The 25717-nt window shown below is 53.5% G+C and carries 20 protein-coding genes, 2 pseudogenes and 1 riboswitch; of the genes and pseudogenes, 15 read left to right on the top strand and 7 right to left on the bottom strand.

What is annotated here, in order from left to right; all coding sequences use genetic code 11:
* Window positions 1-736 precede the first annotated feature (736 nt).
* Window positions 737-979 (top strand): hypothetical protein, encoded by a 243-nt coding sequence (locus K7R21_RS03660; RefSeq protein WP_224981936.1) that lies wholly within the window; start codon window positions 737-739, stop codon window positions 977-979.
* A gap of 618 nt (window positions 980-1597) precedes the next feature.
* Here K7R21_RS03660 and K7R21_RS03665 read toward each other — a convergent pair.
* Window positions 1598-3325, bottom strand: a complete 1728-nt coding sequence (locus K7R21_RS03665) for a choice-of-anchor D domain-containing protein (RefSeq protein ID WP_224981937.1) — start codon at window positions 3323-3325, stop codon at window positions 1598-1600.
* A gap of 612 nt (window positions 3326-3937) precedes the next feature.
* On the opposite strand from K7R21_RS03665, the gene K7R21_RS03670 reads away from it, so the two are divergent.
* Both K7R21_RS03670 and K7R21_RS03675 read left to right on the top strand, forming a co-directional pair.
* Window positions 3938-5206 carry a M20 family metallopeptidase gene (locus tag K7R21_RS03670; RefSeq protein WP_224981938.1) on the top strand — a complete coding sequence of 423 codons (1269 nt, stop codon included), beginning with the start codon at window positions 3938-3940 and terminating at the stop codon, window positions 5204-5206.
* Window positions 5207-5270: 64 nt separating this feature from the next.
* Window positions 5271-5939: a trimeric intracellular cation channel family protein gene (locus K7R21_RS03675; RefSeq protein WP_224981939.1), complete on the top strand. Its 669-nt coding sequence runs from the start codon at window positions 5271-5273 to the stop codon at window positions 5937-5939.
* 81 nt (window positions 5940-6020) lie between these two features.
* On the opposite strand, the gene K7R21_RS03680 is transcribed toward K7R21_RS03675, so the two are convergent.
* Together K7R21_RS03680 and K7R21_RS03685 are read right to left on the bottom strand one after the other, a co-directional pair.
* Window positions 6021-6695 carry a hypothetical protein gene (locus K7R21_RS03680; RefSeq protein WP_224981940.1) on the bottom strand — a complete coding sequence of 225 codons (675 nt, stop codon included), beginning with the start codon at window positions 6693-6695 and terminating at the stop codon, window positions 6021-6023.
* Window positions 6696-6841: 146 nt separating this feature from the next.
* A complete protein-coding gene (locus K7R21_RS03685) occupies window positions 6842-7495 on the bottom strand; it encodes a phospholipid scramblase-related protein (protein WP_224981941.1) in 654 nt (217 codons plus the stop codon).
* A gap of 671 nt (window positions 7496-8166) precedes the next feature.
* On the opposite strand from K7R21_RS03685, the gene K7R21_RS03690 reads away from it, so the two are divergent.
* From K7R21_RS03690 to K7R21_RS03700, 3 genes are all read left to right on the top strand, one after another.
* Entirely contained in the window at window positions 8167-9990 is a 1824-nt protein-coding gene (locus K7R21_RS03690) for a site-specific integrase (RefSeq protein WP_224981942.1), read from the top strand.
* A gap of 316 nt (window positions 9991-10306) precedes the next feature.
* A complete protein-coding gene (locus tag K7R21_RS20920; protein WP_224983404.1) occupies window positions 10307-10468 on the top strand; it encodes a helix-turn-helix transcriptional regulator in 162 nt (53 codons plus the stop codon).
* Window positions 10469-10616: 148 nt separating this feature from the next.
* Window positions 10617-11501: a ParB/RepB/Spo0J family partition protein gene (locus K7R21_RS03700; protein ID WP_224981943.1), complete on the top strand. Its 885-nt coding sequence runs from the start codon at window positions 10617-10619 to the stop codon at window positions 11499-11501.
* A 100-nt stretch (window positions 11502-11601) separates the two neighbouring features.
* On the opposite strand, the gene K7R21_RS03705 is transcribed toward K7R21_RS03700, so the two are convergent.
* The 3 genes from K7R21_RS03705 to K7R21_RS03715 form a co-directional block, all read right to left on the bottom strand.
* Window positions 11602-11832, bottom strand: a complete 231-nt coding sequence (locus tag K7R21_RS03705; protein WP_224981944.1) for a helix-turn-helix domain-containing protein — start codon at window positions 11830-11832, stop codon at window positions 11602-11604.
* Between the two features lie 455 nt (window positions 11833-12287).
* Window positions 12288-13043 (bottom strand): TVP38/TMEM64 family protein, encoded by a 756-nt coding sequence (locus tag K7R21_RS03710; RefSeq protein WP_224981945.1) that lies wholly within the window; start codon window positions 13041-13043, stop codon window positions 12288-12290.
* Window positions 13040-13252, bottom strand: coding sequence for a hypothetical protein (locus K7R21_RS03715; RefSeq protein WP_224981946.1), 213 nt, complete (start codon window positions 13250-13252; stop codon window positions 13040-13042). The genes K7R21_RS03710 and K7R21_RS03715 overlap by 4 nt, the downstream gene beginning before the upstream one ends.
* Window positions 13253-13347: 95 nt before the next feature.
* Here K7R21_RS03715 and K7R21_RS03720 point away from each other — a divergent pair, with 95 nt between their 5' ends.
* The 4 genes and pseudogenes from K7R21_RS03720 to K7R21_RS03735 all read left to right on the top strand — a co-directional run bounded on the left by K7R21_RS03720 (window position 13348) and on the right by K7R21_RS03735 (window position 21134).
* Window positions 13348-13899 (top strand): TolC family protein, encoded by a 552-nt coding sequence (locus K7R21_RS03720; protein ID WP_224981947.1) that lies wholly within the window; start codon window positions 13348-13350, stop codon window positions 13897-13899.
* Window positions 13900-15061: 1162 nt separating this feature from the next.
* A complete protein-coding gene (locus K7R21_RS03725; protein WP_224981948.1) occupies window positions 15062-15709 on the top strand; it encodes a response regulator transcription factor in 648 nt (215 codons plus the stop codon).
* Window positions 15710-15835: 126 nt separating this feature from the next.
* Window positions 15836-15934, top strand: a riboswitch (cyclic di-GMP riboswitch).
* A 328-nt stretch (window positions 15935-16262) separates the two neighbouring features.
* Window positions 16263-17183, top strand: a pseudogene (locus K7R21_RS20925) (S8 family serine peptidase); the annotation flags it as partial.
* Window positions 17184-17825: 642 nt separating this feature from the next.
* Window positions 17826-21134 (top strand): beta strand repeat-containing protein, encoded by a 3309-nt coding sequence (locus K7R21_RS03735; RefSeq protein ID WP_224983405.1) that lies wholly within the window; start codon window positions 17826-17828, stop codon window positions 21132-21134.
* An 802-nt stretch (window positions 21135-21936) separates the two neighbouring features.
* Here K7R21_RS03735 and K7R21_RS03740 read toward each other — a convergent pair.
* Entirely contained in the window at window positions 21937-22398 is a 462-nt protein-coding gene (locus K7R21_RS03740; RefSeq protein WP_224981949.1) for a hypothetical protein, read from the bottom strand.
* A 481-nt stretch (window positions 22399-22879) separates the two neighbouring features.
* Between K7R21_RS03740 and K7R21_RS03745 the strand changes: the two are divergent.
* The 5 genes and pseudogenes from K7R21_RS03745 (at window position 22880) to K7R21_RS03765 (ending at window position 25227) form a co-directional block, all read left to right on the top strand.
* A pseudogene (locus K7R21_RS03745) lies at window positions 22880-23423 on the top strand (MucR family transcriptional regulator).
* Between the two features lie 41 nt (window positions 23424-23464).
* On the top strand, window positions 23465-23917 hold the full coding sequence (locus K7R21_RS03750; protein ID WP_224981950.1) for a putative molybdenum carrier protein: 453 nt from the start codon (window positions 23465-23467) through the stop codon (window positions 23915-23917).
* Window positions 23918-24010: 93 nt separating this feature from the next.
* Window positions 24011-24364: a ComEA family DNA-binding protein gene (locus K7R21_RS03755; protein WP_224981951.1), complete on the top strand. Its 354-nt coding sequence runs from the start codon at window positions 24011-24013 to the stop codon at window positions 24362-24364.
* 108 nt (window positions 24365-24472) lie between these two features.
* Window positions 24473-24766, top strand: coding sequence for a hypothetical protein (locus K7R21_RS03760; protein ID WP_224981952.1), 294 nt, complete (start codon window positions 24473-24475; stop codon window positions 24764-24766).
* Between the two features lie 140 nt (window positions 24767-24906).
* Window positions 24907-25227 carry a hypothetical protein gene (locus tag K7R21_RS03765; RefSeq protein WP_224981953.1) on the top strand — a complete coding sequence of 107 codons (321 nt, stop codon included), beginning with the start codon at window positions 24907-24909 and terminating at the stop codon, window positions 25225-25227.
* Window positions 25228-25717: the final 490 nt, after the last annotated feature.

Here is a 25717-nt window from a genome sequence, read left to right on the forward strand (position 1 = left end):
TCACCATGCCAGCACTTTTAATTGCATTTACTCTGACATAAATAGGTGTCCAGTCAATCCATTTTGTGACTAGTTACCTGTAAAGGAATCTCATTTATGTAATAGAGACTTCCCACGTGTCATCTCGGAAACTCGTATAGTGTAATGCATCCAGTATATGCCACTTTTGTCGATTGTTGATAGCTAAACTCTTCTAGTTAGTCACTGCTACAACACGTAGGCGGTCGTCTTTTTCTGAGAAGTTCGGGAAATGTGGACAGTTGACCACCATTGCTGCGCGTAGTCTAGAGTCCCTCTTTGCGAAGGTTCCTCTAAAAGTTTGGTAGAGTGTGGCGTGCTGGTCACCAGCGGTTCACATGGCCCAACGTCCCCCCTTTGCGAAGTGGGACAGCGGGGATTTGCCTTTAGGTATTTCCCGATTTTTTCTTGCTGGAGAACCTTGCATTGCCAGCGCAACCCAGTAAGCTTGAGAAAATAAATATTAGCGATAATTAATCTTTACAACTGCTCGATGTTGCGAAGAAAGGAGGTCCACGTGACAACAGGTTCGTCTCCAAGATTAATGCGCAATTACCGGAATCTTCCAGCAAGCAGGTTCCATGAGTTCAACCAGAGGGCAAAAACATGTCTGTCCGACAAAACCAGATACCCTGACTCGCTGTGGGGCAACAATCTACCGATAGTCCAAGCCTACCTCACGGTATCGGACAAGCATCACGGGGTATACCACGAGTCGATGCTGGGCAGCAGACTGGTGATCGTTGAGCGCGAGGGACTCCAGGCTCAACTTGTCATGTACCTGGACCAGATCGCCGCTCTCCTGGAGATGCTGGCAGTGTGCAATCCGGGAATCCTTGTCGCCTGCGGATTCGACTTGGCCAAGGAAAGAAGAGGCCGCTCCAGGGCCAAGGCAACTGCCGCAACTCGCGCCGCAATGGGAGCCGAGTCGGCCGATGGAGACAGCGCCACGGAAGCATGATGCAGGCACCATCGTGGGGGATGCCCGCAGCATCCCCCATCTTCCCCCAGCTCGTTATCGCCCCCCAAAACCTTCCCAATGTTCCCGGTAAAACCTGGTCCACCTGCCCCTGAAATTCACCATCCTCCAACCTCTCGCCCCCCTTCTTCTGATCAACGGGTCATCAATCGCGATTCATGAGTCATCAAACGAGATCCACGAGTCATCACCTGCGATTAACGAGTCATCAACCGTGATAAACAAGTTATCGAACGCAATATATGAGTCATCAATCCTAATAAACAAGTTATCTAACGCGATAGATGAGTCATCAATCGTAATAAAAGAGTTATCTACCGCGATAGATGAGTCATCAATCTTGATAAACGAGTTATCGAACGCGATAGATGAATCATAAATCGTGATAAACGAATCATCAATCGTGATAAACGACTTATCAATCGCGATAGACGAGTCATCAGTCGCGATCAACGAGTCATCACCTGCGATTGACGAGTCATCATCTGCCATCAACGAGTCATCACACACGGTAGACGAGTTGTCGGGATAAGGAGGGGCGGGGATGGGGGGGCAGGGGCGCACAACGCCCCTGCCTCTTGAAGCGTGGTAAGCGCAGCATTATGGGATGATGACGGTAGCGGTATTGTTCGACTCGCTAATTTCCGTTATGGCGTTGGCAGGGTCTATGACGCCAATCAGGTAATGGTTGCCGGGGTTTGTCGTTCCCGTAGCGTAGCGGATTGAAATAGCCTTGTTCGCGCCGGCCACGATGCTGTTGATCCTGTACGTCCCGATCAGCGTGTCATCGTTGGAAAGTGTATCGTTCATGGAGAGATACACCTTCACCGTTATATTGCTGGCGCTTGCGGTCCCTGAATTGAAGGTAGTTAGCGTGCCGGAGACCGTGTAACTGCCGCGTTTTTGAGTCTTGGCCACCTTGGACCACGCTCCGTAAAGATCCGGGAGCAGGTTCGCTCCGCTGCCGCTGATGGAGACGTTGACTGTTCCATTAGGATCATCAGAGGGGATGGTCAAGATAGCGGATAGTGGTCCAACGGCGGTCGGGGTGAACGTTACCTGGACCGTGCAGTTCGCGGCAGGCGATACGGTTACCCCTGAACAGTTGTCGGTTGCAATCTTGAAGTCGGCGGCTCCCGAAAGCGATACTGTCCCCACGGTAAGGGGCCCCGTCCCGGTATTGGAAACAGTGAACGTCTGGGCAGTCGTAGTGTTCAGGTTCCGGGTGAAAAAATCGTACGAACTGGGCGAGACGGATATGTTCGGGGTGCCCGTCGTGGAGGCAAGATTCACGATACTCACCCCCCAAAGGGCCATGCCCGAGTAGCTTCCCCCCCACGTCATGCTGTGGGAGCTGTTATCCCAGGTGTCGTGGAGGTGTACCGTGTTTGGGTCCTCGTAGCCCACCCCGACGATGGAATGTCCTTTCAAGTTGAGCAGCACCGGGCGTCCGGCGTCGATCTCTGCCTTGTACTGGGCAAACGAGAATCCTCCTGCGTGCGCGTTGTCGGTCATTTGTGTGTAGCAGTCGGTGACCGTGTATCCCCGAGCCTCGTAAAAGAGTTTCCTTCCATAGGTGCCGTCCAGGTCTGCCTCGTGGTAGACCTCCATGGCGGCGCAGGTAAGCGGTGTTGCCGAGTTGATATAGTAGAACGAGGTGGAACCGTCGACGTTGTTGTAGGCGGACTGGCTGGTCTTCATGTAGTCACCGACCGAGTCCCCCCAGGAGTGTTCTGTCCAGCTCGAAACATAAGGATCACTCCGGTTGCTCAGGTATGAGATCCAGTAATCGTCGATGGAGCCCCGGGTGGTTCTGCCGTCGACCCCCATGTGGGACGCGATGAGCGGGTTGTTGGGATACTCGTCACCGATAGCGTCGGTCCATCGCCCCCAGCCGGGATCTTCTGCTAGTGGGATGACGCCGCTCCCGGTCGGGCCCGTGTACATGTTCGGGTATCCGGTACGGTCGTAGTACCCGGCGATCATTGAGCCGGAAACGGCTGAACAGCCGAAGACCCACCGGAAGGCCGGCACCGCCGCCAGCGAGTTCGTCCCCGCAGCCGGCATGGGTGCTGGTAGGGAACTCGCTGCGCGAACGTAATAGCCTGGGGGAGGTTTCGGAGGGCCGTTTATGTCGGCCCGATGCAGCACGCTGTCGTCGCTGTAGAGGGTGGCCTGAGTGCTGAAGTAGGGATTGATCCGTTTCAAGGGGCCTTGCGCTACGGGGACCTTGTCCGCGGGAGGCTGGGCGTAGACGGACAGAGGGGAGAGGGTGGCAAGGAGCGAGATCACTACCAAAGAGCAGAAGGCTGTTAACGGTCTTCTCATAGACGTTCCCTCCATTCGCGTTTATGGCAGTTGTGTGTGGTAGCCGGCGCTGTGCCGGCAGCAGGTCCTCTCTGGAGTCTAACAGCAATCTCAAAGGAAACAGGGGCGTTAGTAGATAACGTCGGGAGCTAAACGAAATGTCACATCGAGCAGTACAGCCGGAGGAGGCAGGAAGACAAAAGTAAAGCCCCCTACCAACCTTCGATAGGGGGCTTCTACTACACAAACCAAGGAGATTTCTTTCTAGCACAAGTTTATTCTAATGTAAATAAAAATTAACTGAGCTGTTGCCTTTTAACCACAGCTTCTTAAAGGCGAGATGTTCTCTGTGTGGTGATAGTGATACCCAGTAGCGGCCGTTATGGCATGTTCGTTTGATGCACTGGGGCTATTGATTTTGGCAACGGATCTGGGACTATCTGATTTTTCAAGGATTGTTGTGCAAAACATTTGTGGTTTACTTTACAAACCTGCGCTGCCGACAGAGACCGGCGACCGATTGCATGTGCAAGCGGCGAGGGTTCCAGGCGAGGACAAGAAGGGTGCCCGTGCCATGCGAGACGGCCGCCGGCATGACAAGGTAGCCACACCAGTGTTGCGAGGAAAACAGGTATGAACACAAAGACAGCAAGTCCCTCTGATCGTGTCCTGAACAATCTCGGCCAACTGATCCCCGACCTGGAAGCACTCTACAAGGAAGTGCATGCCCATCCCGAGTTGTCGATGCAAGAAACGCGAACGGCTGCGCTGGCGGCGGACTGGCTTGTCAGTGCAGGTTACGAGGTGACGACCGGTGTCGGCAAAACGGGAGTGGTAGGCCTGCTCCGCAACGGGGAAGGGCCGACGGTGATGCTGCGTGCCGACATGGATGCACTACCTATTAAAGAGGGAACCGATCTTTCCTACGCGAGCCAGGAGACCACGGCAGATACAGAAGGAAAAGTCGTGCCGGTCGGACACATGTGTGGCCATGATATGCATGTTGCCTGGCTCGCCGGCGCCGCCTCCTTGTTCGCCCAGGAACGCAATGCCTGGCAAGGGACGTTGATGGTGGTCTTCCAGCCTGGCGAGGAGACGGCGCAGGGAGCCCAGGCTATGATCGACGATGGCCTCCTCGCCCGTTTTCCCCGACCCGTTGTGGTGCTTGGGCAGCACGTCATGCTTGGAGCGGCCGGTGATGTCGCCGGAAGTGCCGGTCCCATAACCTCGGCGGCTGACAGCCTTCAAATCAAGCTGTTCGGCCGCGGTGCCCACGGATCGATGCCGCAAGCCAGCGTTGATCCCGTGGTCATGGCCGCGAGCATCGTCCTGCGGCTTCAGACTATCGTTTCTCGTGAGGTGGCCGCGACCGAGGCCGCGGTCGTCACGATCGGCGTCGTGCAAGCCGGCACGAAGGAGAACGTCATACCTGACGATGCGATCATAAAGCTGAACGTTCGGACATTCGATGCCGGTGTGCGCGAGCGAGTGCTGGCTGCCATCGAACGTATTGTCAACGCCGAAGCGGCAGCTTCAGGTGCCCCTCGGAGTCCGGAGATCACGCCCCTGGACCAGTATCCGCTCAATGTGAACGACGAGGCGGCAAGCCAACGGATCGCCGAAGCCTTCCGCACTCATTTCTCCCCGGAGCGCGTGCACCACACCGGGCCGGCGCCGGCAAGCGAGGACTTCGGCTGTTTCGGCACGGCCTGGCGCGTGCCGTCGGTCTTCTGGTTTGTCGGTGGCACCGACAGGGAAAACTATGCAAAGGCGAAAGAGGCCGGAACGCTGAATAAACTGCCGGTCAACCATAGTCCTCAATTCGCGCCTGTGCTCCATCCAACCTTGGAAACCGGTGTCGAGGCCATGGTCGTTGCGGCGCTGGCGTGGCTGGCGTCATAGGAGGTAGGGAAGCCGGACGACGGTGTGGTGGGGAGTAGCGGGGGGTGAGATGAGAGAGGGCGGGATGGCAACACTTCTCCTGGTGCTTGATCTCACGGGTACGTTTGTTTTCGCGCTGAGCGGAGCGACGGCTGGGATAAAACGCCGCCTCGACCTGTTCGGGGTCCTGGTCCTGTCGTTTGCGGCAGGCAATGCCGGAGGCATAGCCCGCGACTTGTTGATCGATGCTACGCCACCGGCAGCGATCAGCAACTGGTACTACCTGGCGGTGTCGCTGCTTGCAGGAATAGTGACCTTTTGGCGTCCTTCCGTCATCGACCGTTTGCGCAACCCGGTACTCCTGTTCGACGCCGCGGGACTGGGGCTCTTCGCTGTTGCCGGCACGCAGAAAGCTCTCGTATTCGGTCTCAACCCGGCCATGGCAGCGGTGCTCGGCATGCTGACCGGGATCGGGGGCGGCATGAGCCGCGACGTGCTCCTGACCGAGGTTCCCACCGTATTGCGTTCCGATATTTATGCAGTGGCGGCTCTGGCTGGTGCCGTCGTGGTTGTGATTGGCTCTGCGTTTCGGTTGCCTGCGCCGGCGGTGACGATTGCGGGTGCGGTTCTCTGTTTCGGGCTACGGCTCATGGCTATCCGCTGGGGCTGGCATCTACCGATCGCCAGCGAACCCAAGCAACCGGAACCGCCTGGGTCGAAGAAAAAGAAGGGTGACGACGCAACCAAGCGCTGAGGTGTAGATTCTTGGTAGACGCTTGCCATGCTGCGCACGACGGCGAGAGTGCCTGGCACCGACAACACTTAACTCAACACGTTATGCGCCGCCTACGCAACTGGGGTAGGGGGCAGGCTCGCCGGGTATGATGGGGCACAGCTTGATCGGCGTAAGCCTCTTGAGACGGTCCGCCCATACTGCATCGTCGAGCTTGAGGGGAGTCTGCGATGCAGCGCCTCTTTCTGCCCATTGAATGGTGTAGTAGTCGCTCTCGCCTTTGATGGCTATGAAGAGCATGGTTTCGCTATACAAATCGCCAGTTGGGTTTGCGACTCCACAACCGACAACAGCAGCGAATGCATCGAACTTGTCGATCTTGAATGCCCCTAATCCAGCTCCGGTGAATGAGGTAGGGCAGGCCTGCTTGAATCCGCCAGCAATGCGGTTAGCAAGCAGCTGCGGGGTAGCCTTAGGGTTGGAGGCAAGCCCCTTCGCTCCTGTAATGGTGATCATCTGCGACCACTTCTTCGTGGTTTCCCCGATCAGGACCGATTCTCGAATGTATTGAGTGCCGTTGGTATTCTCAAAAACCGGTGTGAAACCCTTAGGAGAAGAGAACATCACGAGTTGGCCGAAAACCGGGGAGATAGTCTTCACCGAATATCCCTGATCTCTCAGTGCCTCGACCTCATTCATCTTTGGCGCATGGTCATCTGCCGCGGCAAGGTGACAGGTAGCGAGCAATGAAAGCAATAGCAGTAAAACTTTGACCATGATTTCCTCTTTAAGAAATTAATTGTGATCAGAAGAGGGGACGTATCAATGTGACCTTTGGCGTCTCCAAATATCAAAATCTCAGCAACGTCCCCCGGATTTCGCGGATTTCTTGCGCACGATATCGGCCATTCAAATCTAAAATCTCAAGAACGTCCCCCTGGTACTGACAAGAAGTCGGTTATATCCACTCCCTGATTATTTTCGAAGTACAAAAGATCGATCATGATAGCAGCATTGAGCAACACAACTCGGTCCTCGCCGTTTAGATTGCGATCCATGAACTCTAGCAAAAAAGTATCCGAATCAAGGAAGACTTCAGTCATAGCTCCGCCCCACTTTTTTGTAATGCGTGCTATTTCGACCCCATTTCTCATAAATGGAAAGGTCCAAACCTTAAAAATGCTTGAACGCATTTCACATATATTTTTCCCCTTGCTATTTATCAAACGAAATGCTTTGTCAAATATGCTAAGTTCACGTTCTAAATGTCCAATTTCTCTTCCAAGAGCATCCCGAATCTCAAGGCGTTGAAAAAAAATACGAAATGGATGCGATGCCACAAATTTAAGAACGCGATCAACTCCATAGATGTTGATATCAAAACTGCGCCAATGCCCGACTATCTGGCGTAATAGCGTTCCCATCAAACCTTTTTGCTGTTCAGCAGCAAAACCAATTTGTGCTCCATGCACGGTTAATATTTCGTATTTATTACGGGATTCAAAAGACAGTAACTCTATCAGTTCTTTTCGTTGCTTAATGACAACTGATTGTTCTTGCAAAAGTAAGTCAAGCATATAGCCTCAGATATTTCGTATTTGATGTTGTGATAGACTGGAATCCTGAGGGGCAGGTTTAGTCTTTCGCCTAACGCGGTGAACCCGTCCTGTGGTTGGTCGAGACCTTCCGGCCATTCTCCTTTATCCAGTCCCTGGTCAGCTGAAGCACTTTAAATTAAGATATCCTTTGTATCAAGCTAATTTTGCTGGCAACGGGCGGAATGCCGGGGGCAAGTGCGGGGGACGTTGTGTGGGAGGAAGGCGTTGATCCTGGGAGACTGCCGCGTCATGTGTATGACTACAAACCGGCAGCGAAGCTGCGAGAATAATTGCAGAGGGAGGGTGATGCCGCGGTGGGTGTAGCAGAGTGGTGCTATCGGCTAACTGCGCCAGATACTACTGCATGAAGAGAAAGGGCCTACAGTATTCACTGTAGGCCCTTTCTATTTGGAGGCGGCAATCGGATTTGAACCGATGAATGAAGGATTTGCAGTCTGATTTTTGTGTGTTTCAGTTTGTGTCAATATGTTTCATGTTGCGCAGGTAACAATTTATTTTTATTGACCTTTTTGTCGACATTCGATAATTGTTGTTCGTGCCTGTTTAGTGCCGTTTCATACGTTGTAGCACGGTGTGAGGCCACGGATCGGCCACGGATTTTACATCTCACGACAAAGAGGGAAGATAACATGTCCGACTTTAATGGAAGGTTTAGTGACTTTTTCTTAAAAAGCTTGAAATCCCAGATCGCGAAGGAACCGCCTGCTAGCGAGTATGACCTCAGGGAGCGGGACGGTTTTGGCATACGTGTCCGTCGTTCGGGCATGATCATTTTTTTCTATATGTACACAGTGGACCGCAAGCGTAAGTTCATGCGTCTTGGAACCTACCCCCCGGGGGAGGCCTCTCCACAAGGGATATCATTGTCCACTGCTAGGCAGATGCACGCCGAAGCCTTTGCCAAGGTCATGGCAGGTTTCGACCCGTTGAAAAATTCGAACCCCGAGGGGGGGCAGAAAGGTGCCACTGACATCGTAACTGTTGCGCAGTTGAAGGCAAGTTACATCGAACACATCACGATTAATCTTGTTCCAAGGAGTGTGAAGCACCAGGATAGCACCCTCGAAAAACACCTGATTCCGGTACTCGGTTCACGGCCTCTTGATAATATTCGGCGCGCTGATGCAATTTCGCTTGTGGAGTCGATTGCAAAGTCGTCACGCGGTGCCGCTAATAACTGTATTAAAGCAGCCAGAGCCATGTTCGAGTTCGGAGTTCTAAGGGAGTATCTCCCGATCAACCCCTTTATCAAAGTCTCGCGGGCCGTTCCACAGGCACGACCACGGTCTAGGAAGCGCAATCTGTCCGTTGATGAAATTCGAGCTTTGTGGAACTATCTTACACTTGGCTACGGTTCTTCAGAGGTTAAGCGCATTTTGAAACTCACTCTTCTGCTAGGCCAACGTCCTGGGGAAGTGGCAGCAATGAGGTTTGAACACATTGATGGCGATTGGTGGATAATTCCTAAGGAGGAGACGAAAATCGGTAAAAATCCGAATATAAGGGAGGATTTGAAGTTTGACCAGAGCGTCTACCTTACCCCCTTGGCTAAAGAACTCATCGGAGAAGGCAAATCCGGTTTTGTTTTTGCCGCCAGAAAGGGGCGGCCGCTCACTGAAGGGGCGCTTTCAGGATATGTTCGTAAGGAAGTAGTTGGTGATGGCGGGACACTAAAAAAAGTCATGTTTATGGGCTTACCTCCCTGGGTCCCGCATGATTTGCGGCGCACCATGTCAACGAGAGTCGTTGATGACCTAGGCACAATTCACGAGCATGTCAACGCGATTCTTGGCCATCTGATTCCGGGAATCCTGGGGATATATGTTCGAAGCCGTTATGATGGTAAAAAGCAAGAGGTTGCGCTGGCGTGGGAAAAGAGATTGCTGGAGATTGTCGGTACTCCTGCAGCATCGCCAGTTTTAGTCCAAAATGTTGAACTGAGGCGGGTTCTGACAGACGAGGAAATTAGGACCGTCTGGAAGGGGCTGTCCTCACTCAATTCCGTCCACTCACCCAGAGCCCTTAAACTTATTCTCCTTAGCGGCCAATCTGTTGGCGCATGTGCTGGATTCTCAAGAGCCAACACTATTTGTGATACTACCGGAACATGGTGGCAGGTAGGAAATAATAGGATATATCTGACAGATTTTGCCTTGCAACTTGTCGGGAACAAACCTGGATATGCGTTTGCTCCCAGAAAGAACGGTCACATTAACATTGCTACTTTGTCCTACCACATCCTGAGCAATAAATGCTTTGGCATATCGAAATGGACTCCTGAAGACCTTTGTTCCACTGCGGCTTCAAAAATACGAGAATTAGGTGCACCGGTTGGTGTTGTTTCAGCCTTTCTTGAAAACTCGCCGGCCAATCCATGGGAGCTAAGGTATTGGTTGACATGCTGGGAGAAAGTGCTTCTCGGCATCATAGGGGCCTCGACAACGACAGCGTAGAAACGAGCAAAGATTTGGCTTGGAAACGCACCATCCGGACCTGCCACACGTAGCAGTTTTTCACTCCTTGAGCCTGGTCTCGATACGCCAGTTGTCCTTTCCAGTCTCGCTGGTTTCGCAGTGGTGAGCAACCCTGCCCAGCAGTGCGATCGTCATCTGAAGGTACCACGGGCGCTCGGAGGGATCCTCTTTCGTACTCTACTCTCCTTATTCAACCGCCACAGCATTTCTTGAATAACGCGATTTTGTCTTACCGTGTAGGCATCTCCCTTTAAATAACGCAGGAAAGGGAGGCAAAGTGGCTATTGATCGTGTGATGTCGGGCAAAGAGGTGTGCGCTGTATTGGGTTGCGGTAGGACAACCCTGTATAGGTTAAGGAAGAAAGGGGATATAGCGCCTAGAATACTGGGCGGCAGACTAGGATATCTCGAATCCGAGGTGAAAAAATTTCTGAAAAATCTGCCCCTAGCACCATAGCCCCGAAAACACTTTTGCCTCTGTGTCCCGAGTCCTACCTGGACGGTTCAGTTGATGTTGTGCCCCGCGGATAGCATCTGCTAATTGTATGGACATAAGGTAAGGAAAGTTACACTGAAATGGGCGTTTTTTCAAAAAGGTGCCGTCTATGGCTAAGGAGAGAGAGAATATGCATGCAGATGCACTTTGGACAGGCCTGGAAAAAGACAGGATACCTGCGCCGGGCATTGTTGGGGTAGGTAACGAAATTATCGATGTCGAAGTGGCTATGATTAAGCCACACCCAAACCAACCACGATTGGCTTGTGATGATGGCATCGATGCTCTAGCATCAGATATACGCCACCGCGGACTCCTGCATCCTATCATTGTCACCAATAACGGAAGAAATTACGCGCTTGTTTGCGGGCAAAGAAGACTGCTGGCAATGAAAAAAGCGGGATTTTCAACTATACGCGCTATGGTACTGTCAAATCCCACTGAAATTCTCGAAACAGCATTAGTAGAGAATACCTTGAGAAAAGATCTCGAGGCGTTTGATCTGGCGGAGGCGTTCCACGTCTTGCTCCATGGAAAAATGCTCTGTCTTAAAGACATCGCTAGGCTAGTTGGGAAATCAGTATCCTCGGTGTCTGAAATAGCCAACCTGATGCGAATTCCTGAGCAACTCCGACGCAATGAAAAGCTACGGAGAAAGCCGCTGCGTTTTCAGATAAAATTGAGTAAATATGGCTGTCCGGACGATATATGCGCTGCATTTGAAGCGTATGAAAAAACTGGCAATTTACCGCCTATGAAAGAGAAATCAAGAGAATCAGCATTGAGGCAGTTATCAAAAGAAATCACAAAAGTTACGATGCAACTCGCTGAAGTTGACTTTTTGGATCTTGATCTTGGCAGTGCTTTGCACAACCAACTTATAAAAGACGTGACCGCGTTACTGGCAACCGTACATGAGCGTAGGTGGTTTAGAATTGATTTGATACGGTTCAAACCTTACCAAGTAATTGAGGCAGTTTACGACGATAGATAGGGATGAAGGTGACGCCTGATCACCTGCGACTACATCACTTTCCACACACTGTACTGAGCTGAGGGCACTTTGCTTCGACGCGTCGAAACAACCGCGTAGATTACTTCTCTGGTTCCTGTATATGCTCCATTATGTTTTCGACGCGGCATCCGAAATATTCGCAAAGGCGATCAATGTTTATCGTCGTCGTGTTATACCCCCGTTGGCCACCTATCCGTGAAAGGGTAGTTCTCTGAATATTGGTAGCCCGCGCGATTTCTTCTAGCGTTATCCGCCTGTTTTCCTTGAATTCTTTCTCGATTATCAACTCTCGTAGTCTGAATCTGATCATCTGCGCTCACCTCCCAGTGCATAGAATACACGTAGACTCATAAAATGTCACGTAATACCCATTATTGCACGAGAATGTGCTTGACATGCACATTAGTGCGTGGTATGTTTGCTTTGTTGTCGATTTTAAACGGTAAGGGGGGCGTGAATGAAGAGTTTTTTTAGTTACTCTCAGCTGATTTTTACTATGGAGTTCCTGATGTCATATTGCCTTAATATCCTGCCAACACTCAACCTTCACCGAGTTGGAGTTGTCACTAGCCTTATTCTTTTTTTTGCTCATTCATTCGTCTCTATTCGTCATAACGTGTCCCAAAGATGAGAGTCGTTGCTTCTATTACAACTGGTTTCCAGGGGAGAGAGCTAGCTGGGCTAGTGGCATGTGATAGGTCTCGCAAGACGGACAGCGCTGTGACAAGTTATTGTGCTGGTTAACGAATAAAAAATTACTTTTTCTTAAAAACCACAAGCAACCACAAGCAACCACAAGCAACCACAAGGAACCACAAGCAACCACAAGAAACCACAAGAAACCACAAGAAAACCACAAGAAAACCACAAGAAAACCACAAGAAAACCACAAGAAAACCACAAGTAAACCACAAGTAAAATGCCCTCTAAGAGTGATGGTGAGATATTTCCCTTTAGAAGTTGCGGCAGTGAGCTTGAGAATACGATAACGGCTATGCACCCGGGCAGCATGAAGATGAAGCTGGCAGTCACGTAGTGCCAGAACGGTATCCTCGTCAGGCCGAAGGCGTAGTTCAGCAGGTTGAACGGGAAGAGGGGGACCAGTCGGGTGATGGCGACGATCTTCCCTCCCTGCTCACCCACCTTATGGTCGAGGTCCTGCCATATCTCCCCACTGAGTTTCCCCACCACCCAGTCCCGTGCCAGGTACCTTGCCACTAGGAAGGAGGCGGAGGCGCCCAAGGTGGCGCCGGTGATGGCATAGACCACTCCCCACACAGGTCCGAACAGCAAGCCGGCGGCAATGGCCATGGGAAGGCCGGGCAATAAGAGCACCGACGTGATCCCGTAGAGCAGCACGAAGATGACGGGGGCCAGTATCTCGTGCCCCTGGAGTACTTCCTTCAGGGCGGTGGGGTCGCAGAGGCTGCTTCCGCCCGCTAACCGGAACAGTACCGCCGCCGTGACTATCAAAAACAATATCGTGGCGGTCTTCATCCGCTTATTCGTCTCGGTAGTCATCTCTTTTCCTCCTCGTTCCCGCAGCACGGTGAATGCCCGCACTTGCGCAACCTGCGTTTCAGCGCCAGCTGGTTCAGGTAGGTGAAGGGAGCCCTGGATACCTTGGCTGTGCCGGCCATCGCTGCCTCCGGTGTCAGCCAGAGGTCGAGGACATGTACGGTGGCGGCCTTGCCCTGATACGTTTCCGCACATGCCGCGCAGTAGGTCACGATCGGTCTTCCCGCCGCTTCCGCCGCTCGTGACGCGGCCGCGCCGGCAAGCGCAAGCTCAAGGAGGACATCGCATCGGCCGAGGCTAAGGCTGGTTGCGTCGATACTTCACCGACAAGTCCCTCGGCATCATCGACAAGAACATCAAGATCCTGGACGACTTCATCACCCTTGCCCAGACTAAGTACTCGGTCGGGCAGGGGGCACAGCAGGATATCTACAAGGCACTTTTGGAGCGCTCCAAGATGCTGGACATGAAGATCTCCCTGGAGCAGCAGCGCAGAAGCCTCGAGGTGAGCCTCAACTCGCTGCTGAACCGCACCCAGAGTACCAAGGTCGGTGCCGTCCCCGATTTCAAACTGGCACCCTTTGCCTACACCCCGGAACAACTGGTGGATATGGCCGAGGAGAACCGGCCGCAACTCAAAGCGGTCAAGGCCCAGATCGAGAAGGGGAGGGCGGGTCACCTGCTGGCGCAGAAGGAATCTTACCCCGACTTCAACGTCTCCTTCGAATACATGCAGCGACAGAAGGCCATGGGGAGCGACGGTTCCGACATGTACCCGCTGGGCGTCACCTTCAACCTTCCCATTCAGAAGGAGCGGCGTGCCGCGATGCGGGCCGAGTCCTCCTCGGAGATAACATGAGCACCGTGGGCGCCTTCGTCTTGTCCCTGATGATGAAGGGACCGTGATCAAAAGCGTCCCCGAGGCCACCCGCTCGCCTTCACCAAGACCTTCTCCATGATGAGGTCGGCCTTCATCGCAATCACGCTGGTGCCGGTGCTGATGTACTTCCTGATGCGCGGCAAGTTGGGAGGGTGGCTCGCTTGATGGCGATCCCCAGGGGGGTGGATGTGATAGTTAAGGTCTAGTCAAATTCGGAATATGTGGTCAAGCTTTTAGAAAATAAATATCTGTATCGGATTTCTCTCTAGATTCAACCCGCCCGCGCATTCCATGGGAGAGGTTTGTATCTGGAGCTTCACTGGCAAGATGGTAGTGGTTGCCCATCAGCCCCCTGTACTGAAGGTGGTGCGTATGCACTGTTGCTGAGAGATGTGGGTACTAAAATGCCCATATTAAGTGTAATTTACTTATTGCTATTTCATAAACCGCCTGTATACTGTGTCACGCTTCAAGCCGATCCAGGTCTTTCTGCCTCTTTGAGTAGTAGTTCAACTGTCTGATCGGTAACGAAAGATGGTGTGCAGCTTCCGTGAATTCGGTTGGGAAGAATGAAAAGATTCCTAACCTGTTGGCTCTAACATAAACTCCCTCTTTTACAGGTGCCGAACTTCCTCTTCGGAGTCATAGTTTGAGACCTGCAAGTTGTCCATTTTTGCTTGTCAGTTGCTTCAGGCGCTTTGCTTCGGGCACATCCACAACTACCTACCTCTCTACTTCCAGCCCCAACAAGTGCAAGGTTGCGTCCAAGCTTGTTAAATTCTGATATTTTATATTCAGCGAAGGTATAAATGCAAACTTCAAATAATATCATATATTTGCCTCTTTGCACTCTTACATCTAAATTAGGAATTCAGGGGTGGGTGAAGCTGTTTATTGGCATCTTGCTAGCTGTGTTCTTAACAGTTGTGGATCGGCTTCGAATTTTAACCCGGTATCGACGTCCAATGGTGACCCCCCCCCTATGAAATATTGAGCCTTTACAGGTTGAGGGGGGGCTCAAGATGCCGATGGTGGGTTAACGTTGAATGCCGATTGACAGCATAGGAAGTGCTTAGTGATTTCTTCATCCAGAATGGTTGATAGAATAATTTAATAATTTGTAGCTTAGGTTTGGGTTGCTATGAACATAATTGTTGTGGAAGACACGAAGATAGTGCGATTAAGGCTTGTGGCGCTTCTGGAAGGGTTGGAGGGCGTCGATGTCGTTGCTGCCGTGGAGTGCGCCGAGGAGGCTCTGGAGTTTATGGCGGACAGTTGCATTGACCTGGTGATCCTCGACCTTTGCCTCCCGGGTCTCTCGGACGATCAGGCCGTTCAGGCCATAAAAAGGGCCAACCCTGATGTGGAAATATTGATCTACACGGTTTCCGAAAACGACGAAAAAGTCTTCCCAGCCCTGAAAGCCGGAGCAACCGGCTACTTGCTGAAAAGCGACCAAGAGTCGGAGATTACTGCTGCCATCGAAGAGATTATGGCTGGCGGTTCTCCCATGACTCCGTCCATCGCCAGAAAGGTAGTCCGCGAATTCCAGCGCGCGCTTAACCACGAAGCATTGAAAGAAACAACCGCCACCCTGTCAAGGCGTGAAATCCAGATTCTGGAACTCTTATACCGGGGACACGACACCATGGAGGTTGCTAACAGCTTGTGCATCAGCCGTCACACCGTGAAGGCACATATCAAGAAGATCTATGCGAAGCTCTACGTAAACTCACGTTCACAAGCCGTCTACGAAGCCTTAAACAAAAAATTGATCAAGCCTGAGTAGCTATGAAAATACCCCTTTTGGGTTATTGCATTTGATAATCATTGCTGTATAAACAAACAACATTAAAATTACTTGCACAACGCGAGGGGACCTGCCAAGCCAAAATAGCTGAAACATAAAGTCTAACTCCGATAATGGCAAAACCGGAGTAATCCGGTGACGCAAAGCTGCGGATCCATGCCGTATATATCTAAAACTACGGTCCTGGATAGTCGAGCCGACCGAAGAGCATGCGGAGTCAGGTACTTTGGGATGGCATGACTGTCCAGTGAATAAGCGCCCATCTCCGCGGTCGAGATGGGCGCTTATTTTTTTGAGGTGCATCATGAAGGAGGGATTTATGAGAAAGTTTTATGTATTGGCGTGTTTCACACTGTTGGTGACTGTTCTACTGATAGGCTGCATTGTATCGTCCGGTTTGGCCGCCGGCCAAAACGGTACCACAACCCTCGTTGTCAAGCTACTCAGCGGCCTATCCTTGCAGCAGCAGGCGGCGGTAGTGGCCCGGGGTGGCGGGACGGAGACTTCGTCGGTCCCGGCACTGCGCCTCCATATGATCACAGTTACCGACTCCAGTCTTGCCTCTGTCCAGCAAGCCTATCAGTCGGATCCTCAGGTGGAACGGGTCGAGGTAGATCAGGCACGCAAGGCCGAGGCGGCCCCCTCTGACACCAACTACGGTGTCCAGTGGAGCCTTCCCAAGATCGGTTGGAACAGCGTCTTTGGAACGGTGACGCCTACTGGTTCTGCCACAGTGGCGCTCCTCGACACCGGCGTCGATGGGACGCATCCCGACCTCGCCCCCGTTGTTGTTCCCGGCACCTCGATCCTGGACGGTTCCCGCGGCCTCACTGATCTGAACGGCCACGGCACCTTTTTGGCAGGCATCTTGGCAGCAGTGACCGACAACGGCATAGGGGTCGCCGGTGTAGCGTACCATGGGGTGAAGATCATGCCGGTCTCTGTTCTCGGTGCCGACGGCACCGGGCAGGACAGCAACATCATCGCCGGCATCGTCTGGGCCGCCGACCATGGTGCCGACGTCATCCTGATGGGGTTTAGCAACCCAAACTTCAGCCAGAACCTGCAGGACGCCATTGACTACGCCTGGGAGAAGGGTGCGGTCCTAGTGGCCGCCACCGGCAACGACAGCGCATCCACACCTACCTTTCCTGCTGGCGATCGGGGCGTCATTGGCGTTTCCGCCACGGATGAATTCGACCTCCTTTATGCCGGCAGTAACTATGGACTCGACACCTTCCTGGCCGCCCCCGGCACCAACATCTATACTACCAGTCTCAACAACACTTACACCTACATCACCGGCACCTCAGCCTCATCTGCGATCGTGGCCGGCGTTGCGGCGTTCATGAAGGCTAACGATACGAAGCTCACCAACGGAGTGATAGTCAACAGGCTAGCAAAATCGGCCGACGCCATAGGCCCGGCCGGCGATCCTAACAACGAGACGTCGTTCGGCAACGGGCGAGTCAACATGGCCAGTGCGGCTGCGGATACCTCGACGGACACCATACAACCGGCCGGCACAGCTCCGATGGGGAGCGGTGGGCCATATGTGGGACCTTATACAGCAGGGGCTAACTGCAGTACAATACAGTTCGATACTGGTTCTTTCACGTCCTTAGTTGGCCAGATCTCGGCTATTATAAAGATAAGTACTGGTCTAGCAAAATGCAATGCGAAGGGGAGCGCAACTATTACTCTTACGTCTGACAGTCCTGATGCAATATTTTATAGCGACAACAATGGAAACACCGCTATTACAACCGTAGACCTTAGTAGTTGGAGTAACAATAGTACTCACTCAGCAAGCTTTTATTATAAAGATATGCGCGCTGGTTCACCAAGCATAACTATTACACAGAGTGGACCTAATCCCCAGTATGCCTCAATAAGCCAAAAAGAAACCATCAAGGCAACACCGACGATCACCTTTGGCACAGCTCCTAGCCCCACGTACCTGGGCGGGAACTTTACCGTCAGTGCCACGACGACCAATACCGACAGCAATGCGCTGATCTATAGTGTCTCTAGCGGCCCTTGCACATTGGTGAGTGGCGCCATATTCAGTCCCACTGGGGCCGGTACCTGTGTCGTGCAAGCCTCTGGCGCCGAGACCAGCAATTTTAGTGCAGCATCGAATACGCAGAGCGTTACGATCGGGCAGGCAACGCCGACGATCACCTGGTCGAATCCGGCGGACATCTCCTACGGCACGGCGCTCGGGGCGACGCAGCTCAACGCCACGGCTACCCCGGCTGGCGGGTCGTTCTCCTTCACGCCGGCAAAGGGAGTGGCGCTTGGCGCCGGCACCGGCCAGACGCTGTCGGTGACCTACACGCCGGCCGACCCGAACTACGCACCGGCGACCAAGACGGTTACCATCAATGTGAGCAAGGCGACCCCATATATTACTGCCTGGCCGATAGCCTCGGCGATCATTGTTGGCCAGCCCCTTGCCTACTCCACGTTAAGTGGTGGGGCTGCCAATGTTGTGGGCAAATTTGACTGGACCACGCCGACCACGCAACTCACTAGTATTGGTACCGCCAACCAGAGCGTGACCTTCACGCCGACCGACACGAACAATTTTAATTCTGTTAACGGGTCTGCAAGTGTTACCGTAAGATCTTACGAAATATCAGCCAGCGTTTCCGGCGGGAACGGCACCATCACTCCGGCTTCAAAGGGCGTTATGCCAGGAGACAGCCAGACCCTGACCATCGCCCCCGCCGCCGGGTACCTGCCGCTGTCCTTGTTCGACACCAGCAGTGATGTTACCGGCAGCCTCGTAGCCCAGGCTAACGGCACTTATACTTACACCCTGACTAACGTCACTGCCGACCATAGCATTAGCGTAAGCTTCGGGGCCGTTATGTCAGTAACCGCCAAGGTGGCCGGCTCTAACGGCACCATCGCCCCGACCCAGGCCAACGTGCCTGCCAGCGGCAGCAGCACCATCATCCTCCGCCCTGCAACAGGGTATATGATCGACACCATCGTCGACAGCGCAGATTCCGGCACTTTGACGGACAATGGCGACGGCTCATTCACCTATACCCTTACGAACATCACCAGTAACCGAGCCGTCAAGGTAAAATTTAAGGCCGACCTGAGCCAGAGCGGCCAGTCTCTGACCACCGCAGAGGTAATGCCTGCATCCAATGTTGGCGTCACGATCGGCAACGACGCCAGCTTCGTCTTCGACACCATAACGAACGCCGGTAATGTCACGGTAAATGCCATCACTCCTGTGTCTCTGCCGGCCAACTTCTCGATCGGTTATCAACCAATCAGCAGCGCACTGTACGAAATCACCACCCCGCCCTTTACGGGCAACGCCACGGTCTGCCTGACCTACAACATCAATGACCTTACCATCCCGGCTAACGAGAGTCAGCTGCAACTCTTCCATTACAATACGGGCACGTCCACCTGGGAGAACCTCCACGCCATCGTCGACACCACCGCCAAGACGATCTGCGGCGTCACCACCAGCTTCTCGCCCTTTGTCGTGGCTGAAATCACCACCACAGGCCCCTCGACTGCCAGCTACACGGTAACCCCATTCGTGGCCGGCGGCAAGGGAGGGAGCATCACCCCCAACACGCCGCAGACCGTCACTGGCGGGGGCAGCATCAGCTTCCAATTCAATCCTGATCCCGGCTACAAGCTCGCCTTCATCACGGTCGGAGCCGTCACGGTCAGCCCAACGGCCACCAGCTACACCTTCGACAATATCAGCGCCGACGTGAACGTGACCGCCACCTTCGTCCCGGACTACCACGCGATCACCGCCATCGTCACCACCGTTCCCGGCACTAGCACCGGCGGCAAGGTGGGAACCACCTCAACCCTCGTCCTGGACGGTAACGACTACTTCCTCAACGTATGGCCGGCCCATGGCTATACTGTCACAGCGAACCTTGACGGAGCCGATGTCACGGCCCAGGTCATCGCCAACGGCGGCTACCAGTTCACCGGCGTCACCGCCGACCACAACCTCGCGGTCACCTTCACCGCCAACCCGACGTACACCATTACCACGTCGGCAGGGACAGGCGGCAGCATCAGCCCGTCCGGACCCGTGCAACTCCTGGGCAGCACGAGCCAGACCTTCAGCATCACGCCTGCCGCAGGGTATGCCATCCAGAACGTCACGGTCGGGGGCAATTCTATAGGTACGGCCTCTAACTACACGTTTGCCAACGTACAGGCAGACGGCAGCATCAGCGCCACCTTCACCGACCACTTCACCGTCACCACGAGCGCCACTAACGGCAGCATCACCCCTGGTGGGACTGTGGGAGTTGGCGGTTCATTCCCCATCAACCTCGCTACCAGCCGGCAATACAAGCTCAACCGCCTGCTGGTAAACGGCAACGACGTCACCACCAACGTCACTAACGGCAACTACACCATCAGCAACATCATGGCTGATCAGACTGTCCAGGCCAGCTTCACCCCGGTCTACTGGACCCTCAGCGCCAGTGCGGGCCCAGGCGGCAGCGTCGGCACCACCTCCACCTTGGTGATGGACGGCGGCAGCTACCTGGTCAGCGTCACCTCAAAGCCGGGATATATGGTGACAGGGGCGCTTCTTGACGGCACAACCGACGTCACGGCCCAAGTCAAGAACAACGCCGGCTATCAGTTCACCGACGTCACCGCCGACCACACCCTGACCGTGACCTTCGCCGCTATCCCCGCATATGCCGTAACCGCTGCTGTCACCGGTGGCAATGGCACCATCACCCCGGCCGGCACCACCGACGTGGTCAGCGGCAGCAACCAGACGTACAGCTTCACCCCGAACGCCGGCTATGCCATTGGCACGGTCTCGGTCGACGGAACTCCCGTGGGGGCTCCCGGCTTCTACACCTTCACGAACGTAACCGGACCCCACACAATCAGCGTTACCTTCGCGAACGCCGTTACCCTGACCACCAGCGCCTCCAACGGCTCTATCAGCGTCAATGGAACCCTGAGCACCGGCACTGTCTCGGTGGGTACCGGCACTTCCCCGGTCCTCACCGTCACGCCGAACGCCCACTACAAGCTCTACCGGCTGATGGTGGGAAGCTCCAACGTCACCACCAAGGTGGTGAGCGACAGCTACACCATCAATAACATAGCAGCCAACACCTCGGTAAGCGCCAGCTTCACGCCGATCTATTGGACCCTCACCGGATCGGCAGGCGCCAACGGCAAGATTGGTGTCAGTTCCACCCAGGTAATGGACGGCAACAACTACTTCGTTTCCATCACCCCGAACAGCGGCTACAAGATTGCCTCGGTCACCGACAACGGCACCGACGTGACCAGCCAACTCTCAGGTGGCGGCTTCACGGTGACGAACATGACCATGAGCCACGCCATCAGCGCCACGTTTGTGACGAAATAGGCTGGAAGGTTCTTGTTGCCCATCAAATGCGATTGCCCGGCAGGGATCCCTGCCGGGCAAAGTTTTTTAGTGAGTGAAGCCTACATGAGGCCCGAATGTTTACCACCAATCAGATATTAGCAGGCTGTTGAAATACTAAGTACTTAAAATAGCCATTATGTGGTAACCCGCACCGAGTAACACAGTGCAATGATCGAGTGTTCCAAGCCGAAGCGATGAACCTTTGACCAAACTTTGACCAAAGCCTTAGTAGATGGTGTTATCGGTTGAACGTTTGCAAACGAAAATCGGCCGAAAGGTTTAGGCTAAATTGTCAAAATTATGAATTTGAATTGGCTTTTCAGGGATTCGGGCCTGAGTGGGCGGGGTGGATTCGAATCCCGTTCCAAGCTCTGGGGAAATCAATGGCTTAGCCAGTTAAGGCTAATTCCTTTCTCGTTGTTGGGCGCGTTTTGTATCCGTTTTTGCTCCGCTTCCGTACGCTGTCACCTGGAAGCCCCCACTGTGTGAACTGGGCCTGCCATCTCCCCGCTCGTACCAGCCTTAGGATCTGGCACCGCAAGGTATAGGGGTTCAAGGCCCTTTTCCTTTATTAAAATGCCCTTTGCATCCTTTTTTGCATTCTTTTGGCGACACCCCATGCCACCTCCCCTCCCACATCAGATCCTGTTTTACGTGCTGCCCCTGTAAGGCGCACCAAAACACCGCATCACGGCCCTCACGCCCTTGAAACGCGAAAGGCTCCGACCGGCGCATGACGCGCCAACCGGAGCCTTGGTGATCCCACTCGGTTCAGCTTTTTTTATTTAGCTGCAGGCACCGTAGCGTTTTTGATTGCATCCACATCAGCCTTGGCCTTTTCCTTAGCGGCCTTTGCGTCAGCTTTCGCCTTGGTTTTTGCCTCTTTTGCTTCCTTAGCCTTAGCTTCCTTGGTTTCCTTGGCCTTTGCCGCCGCATCAGCCTTTGCTTTCGCCTTGGCCTCTTTGGCCTCCTTAGCCTTGGCAGCCGCATCAGCCTTCGCTTTTGCCTTAGCCTCCTTTGCTTCCTTGGCTTTGGCAGCGGCATCGGCCTTTGCCTGCGCCTTGGCTGCTTTTGCGTCATTAACTTTTGCCGCAGCAGCATCCGCACTTTTTTGTACGTCGCCTGCTGCGGTGGTTACCGCGGCGGGGACATAAGTCGGGGTGGCAGCATCAGCAGCAAACACAATTGCGGCAAAGGAGATGGCAGCCAGGCCGGCAACCAATGCGGACAGAACTTTCTTCATGTGTAATACCTCCGGATATTTTTGGATGACATCACAATGCCGGGCCAGAACGTATCTTATTTCAGAGAGTGGGATCAGTCTTGGCGCGTTAAAGATACTTAGGGAAGTTTGCCGGTGGCGCGCACATCGTGATGTCATTGAGGTATACCCATTTCACTCACAAGTCAATATAAGGTGAGTCGTTTTTAAGGCACATGCGTGGAATTTCTCCACATTCCATGGCGCTAAGCATCGAAAAAGACCTGAGTTAACGCGGCCTTTCTGGATATGGAGGGGCACCGGTCACAATAACCCCAGGATACGTGACTGTCTACAGAGACTAAAGCCGACTCTCGTTAAAGGTACTGAGTCCTGTACTGACTGATGCAATGGTTTTGGTAGTTGATGAAAGAAGATATTAAACTTTAAGTTGTGTGGTTAATTTGTTTGACGTATGTAGATGTTACCTGAACTGCTTCCATACAAACACCAGGAGGAAAACATGGTCACTCTTGTAGAAATCGCTGCCCAACTGGTATCCGCTCACGCATCCAGCACCCCGATGACCTCTGATGACCTCTGATGAACTTCTGGCCGAAATCGCCAAGGTCCATGCTGCCCTGAAGAAACTGGACGCAGGAGAAACCATAGCGCCGGAAGGGGAGGCTAAGCCGTCAGTCACGGTCAAGGACGCCTTCAAGAAAAACGAGGTAGTCTGCCTCATCTGTGGCAAAGGCGGCTTCGAGGCCTTGGCCCGCCACCTGACTACCGCGGATGACATGAAGCCAGCAGCCTACATGAAGCCAGCAACCTACAAGAAGCAGTTCGGCATCCCCTCGAAACAATCCCTCGCCTCCAAAAGCTACTCCGAGGCGCGCCGCAAGATGGCCAACGACCGGGGCCTTGCCGACAACTTGGCCAAAGCACGAGACGTGAGGATGGCCAACATTGAGGCTCAGAAAGCCCCGGCCAAGGCCGCAAAGACCGCGCCGAATGCCAAGGCCCCTGCCAAAGCCACCAGAAAGCGGGCCGCAGCCAGTAAGTAACCGGTTCGGACTGTAGCTGGTAGCCCCAAGGGTAAGAAACGATGATCAGTAAAATCATCTCCGGTGGCCAGACCGGAGTAGATCGCGCAGGGCTGGACGCGGCCCTGGAGGTAGGCATCGAAATCGGAGGCAGCTGCCCTAAAGGGCGCCTTGCCGAGGACGGCGTTGTGCCGGTCTGTTATCCGCTGATCGAACTCACGCGGGGCGGCTATCCGGCGCGTACTGAGCAGAACGTCATCGACTCCGACGGAACCCTTGTTCTCAACCTCGGCCGCGTGTCAGGGGGCACCCGCGCCACCGTCGACTTCGCGAATAAGCACGGCAAGCCTTGCCTGGTAGTGCAGATGGACCGGCAACCTGAAGTCGCCGCGGCCGCTGTCTGGATCACCGAGCACGGTATCAGCACGCTGAATGTTGCCGGGCCACGCGAGAGCAAGCACCCTGGCGTCTACCTGGCGGCGCTCACTTTTCTGCGGCAGCTTTGGTCTCCATGACAGTCTCTGAAGCGTGTTTTGCCTGCGTTATGCCTTGCACCCGACAATTTTTTCTGTATGATACTGCTCCATAAACCCTAAAGGAGGTCGTATATGAAAAAAGTCGTCACACTGGTTGCCGCAGCTTTTCTTTCGCTCTCTGTCTCCCTCACCGGCTTCGCCGCCGACAAGGCCCCGGCGGCAAAGCCCGCTAAAGCAGCCGAAGCGGCCAAACCCGCACCGGCAGAGAAGGCCGCCGCTGCCGCCCCCAAGGACGCCTTGGTTGACATCAACACCGCCTCCGAAGCCGACCTGAAAGCGCTTCCCGGTATTGGCGACGCCTACTCCAAGAAGATCATAGCCGGCCGTCCCTACGCCAAGAAAGACCAGCTTCTCAGCAAGAAGATCCTCCCCAAGGCGACCTACGACAAGGTCAAGGACAAGATCATCGCCAAGCAGGTGAAGTAATAAAAAATGCCCCGGCCAAAACCGGGGCATTTCCTTTTGGTTCCGCGCTGCTAGTGCGGGTGGTGCTGGTGATAAATTTACCCCTCCATTTTGAATGGGGACATAGCTATGGACGATCGGTATTTTGTGGTTAAGGCAGCGGCTTGTAGATTCAAAGAGCTTAATTTGCCACATACTTGGGACCTCAGGTTAGAAGTAAAATTTGTTTGTTTGCAGGGCGCCCTCCTTCGAAAGATGCCTGAGCCGAGCTCAAATGACTCAACCATGTATGACCATTTGACACTGCTTGTGGAGAATATGGCAACAGCAGAAGAGCCACGAATTTGGTACATCAAACTGTCCGAGCACCTGGACGAGATGATTGCTGCTGTTAAGGACAAAGACGGAGACACCGTAGTCTAGCAATAGTTGGGGCTGCAACTCAGGTGCAGCCCTTTTTTTGTGGCTCGTTAGATGGATTGTGGTTAATTGGTAACTTTATCAGACGTTTACAAAGGAAGGTTAGAGAGCTACGCTTTTCCTCTCAATGAGAGAGGAACCTTATGGATGAGCGTTATTGGATAACGAAGGACTGCATAGAGGCAGTAGGGCGGTCTCTGCTGTCTGAAACGAAAAAGGCTAAGCTTGAACTCAAGCTTCTTCAGCTTAGGAGAGAGCTGGCGAGGTGCAAGCGGCAGTTGGGCAATCAGGAAGGCTGCGAACCATATAGGAAACTTTTCTTTTTGGTGAGAGAGCTAGCAACAGCTAGTGATCTTGAAGAGGTGTATGTAGAAATATGGCAGCATGCCTACGCTCTACTTGTCGAAGTCGAGAAAGAGCAGGCAGACGGTGGTGATGAAGTAACCACAAGATACAATCACTGACTTCGCTTAAGGGCGGGTGAGAATCCCTGTCCGGCATGTATGGAGTCAAGGGCCCCAACGCAATGCCCAATGCGAGTGCCGCTGCAGTTTTGTCTGAACCCCCAACAAGCCTCGCATACGTTGCCATGCCTGGAGTTTTCGCCCTCAAAAACAATCGTCAGGGCCCCGCTAACTGATCGACCTTGTCTGGCAACGATCATTTCCCCGGTCGTGGACCTAAAGCCTATCCCTCCGCGAGGCGCTGCACTTTCAAAAGCTTCCTCAAAAGTGTTTGATGTTTTGAATCGCTGCCCTCGACCTCCATCTGGATGTGCCATTCCCTCCCCCGTATGAGACGTTCGTTCAATTTCGACATAGAGTACTGGAAGAAACAGTGGCTGGCAACATGTGGGAGTTTTAGTTGGATTGGCGACAAATTAGAACCGTTTACATTACCGTGAAGTGGGGGTAATTTGCCTTTGCCCGGAGCACTCGGGGCATCAAGCATGCT

Origin of the sequence: Geomonas agri (assembly GCF_020179605.1) — a bacterium.
Lineage (GTDB): Bacteria > Desulfobacterota > Desulfuromonadia > Geobacterales > Geobacteraceae > Geomonas > Geomonas agri.

Coding starts and splice junctions, on each gene's coding strand:
- K7R21_RS03660 (WP_224981936.1), top strand. CDS start 737: ATGCTGGGCAGCAGACTGGTGATCGTTGAGCGCGAGGGACTCCAGGCT.
- K7R21_RS03665 (WP_224981937.1), bottom strand. CDS start 3,325: ATGAGAAGACCGTTAACAGCCTTCTGCTCTTTGGTAGTGATCTCGCTC.
- K7R21_RS03670 (WP_224981938.1), top strand. CDS start 3,938: ATGAACACAAAGACAGCAAGTCCCTCTGATCGTGTCCTGAACAATCTC.
- K7R21_RS03675 (WP_224981939.1), top strand. CDS start 5,271: ATGGCAACACTTCTCCTGGTGCTTGATCTCACGGGTACGTTTGTTTTC.
- K7R21_RS03680 (WP_224981940.1), bottom strand. CDS start 6,695: ATGGTCAAAGTTTTACTGCTATTGCTTTCATTGCTCGCTACCTGTCAC.
- K7R21_RS03685 (WP_224981941.1), bottom strand. CDS start 7,495: ATGCTTGACTTACTTTTGCAAGAACAATCAGTTGTCATTAAGCAACGA.
- K7R21_RS03690 (WP_224981942.1), top strand. CDS start 8,167: ATGTCCGACTTTAATGGAAGGTTTAGTGACTTTTTCTTAAAAAGCTTG.
- K7R21_RS20920 (WP_224983404.1), top strand. CDS start 10,307: ATGTCGGGCAAAGAGGTGTGCGCTGTATTGGGTTGCGGTAGGACAACC.
- K7R21_RS03700 (WP_224981943.1), top strand. CDS start 10,617: ATGGCTAAGGAGAGAGAGAATATGCATGCAGATGCACTTTGGACAGGC.
- K7R21_RS03705 (WP_224981944.1), bottom strand. CDS start 11,832: ATGATCAGATTCAGACTACGAGAGTTGATAATCGAGAAAGAATTCAAG.
- K7R21_RS03710 (WP_224981945.1), bottom strand. CDS start 13,043: ATGACTACCGAGACGAATAAGCGGATGAAGACCGCCACGATATTGTTT.
- K7R21_RS03725 (WP_224981948.1), top strand. CDS start 15,062: ATGAACATAATTGTTGTGGAAGACACGAAGATAGTGCGATTAAGGCTT.
- K7R21_RS03740 (WP_224981949.1), bottom strand. CDS start 22,398: ATGAAGAAAGTTCTGTCCGCATTGGTTGCCGGCCTGGCTGCCATCTCC.
- K7R21_RS03750 (WP_224981950.1), top strand. CDS start 23,465: ATGATCAGTAAAATCATCTCCGGTGGCCAGACCGGAGTAGATCGCGCA.
- K7R21_RS03755 (WP_224981951.1), top strand. CDS start 24,011: ATGAAAAAAGTCGTCACACTGGTTGCCGCAGCTTTTCTTTCGCTCTCT.
- K7R21_RS03760 (WP_224981952.1), top strand. CDS start 24,473: ATGGACGATCGGTATTTTGTGGTTAAGGCAGCGGCTTGTAGATTCAAA.
- K7R21_RS03765 (WP_224981953.1), top strand. CDS start 24,907: ATGGATGAGCGTTATTGGATAACGAAGGACTGCATAGAGGCAGTAGGG.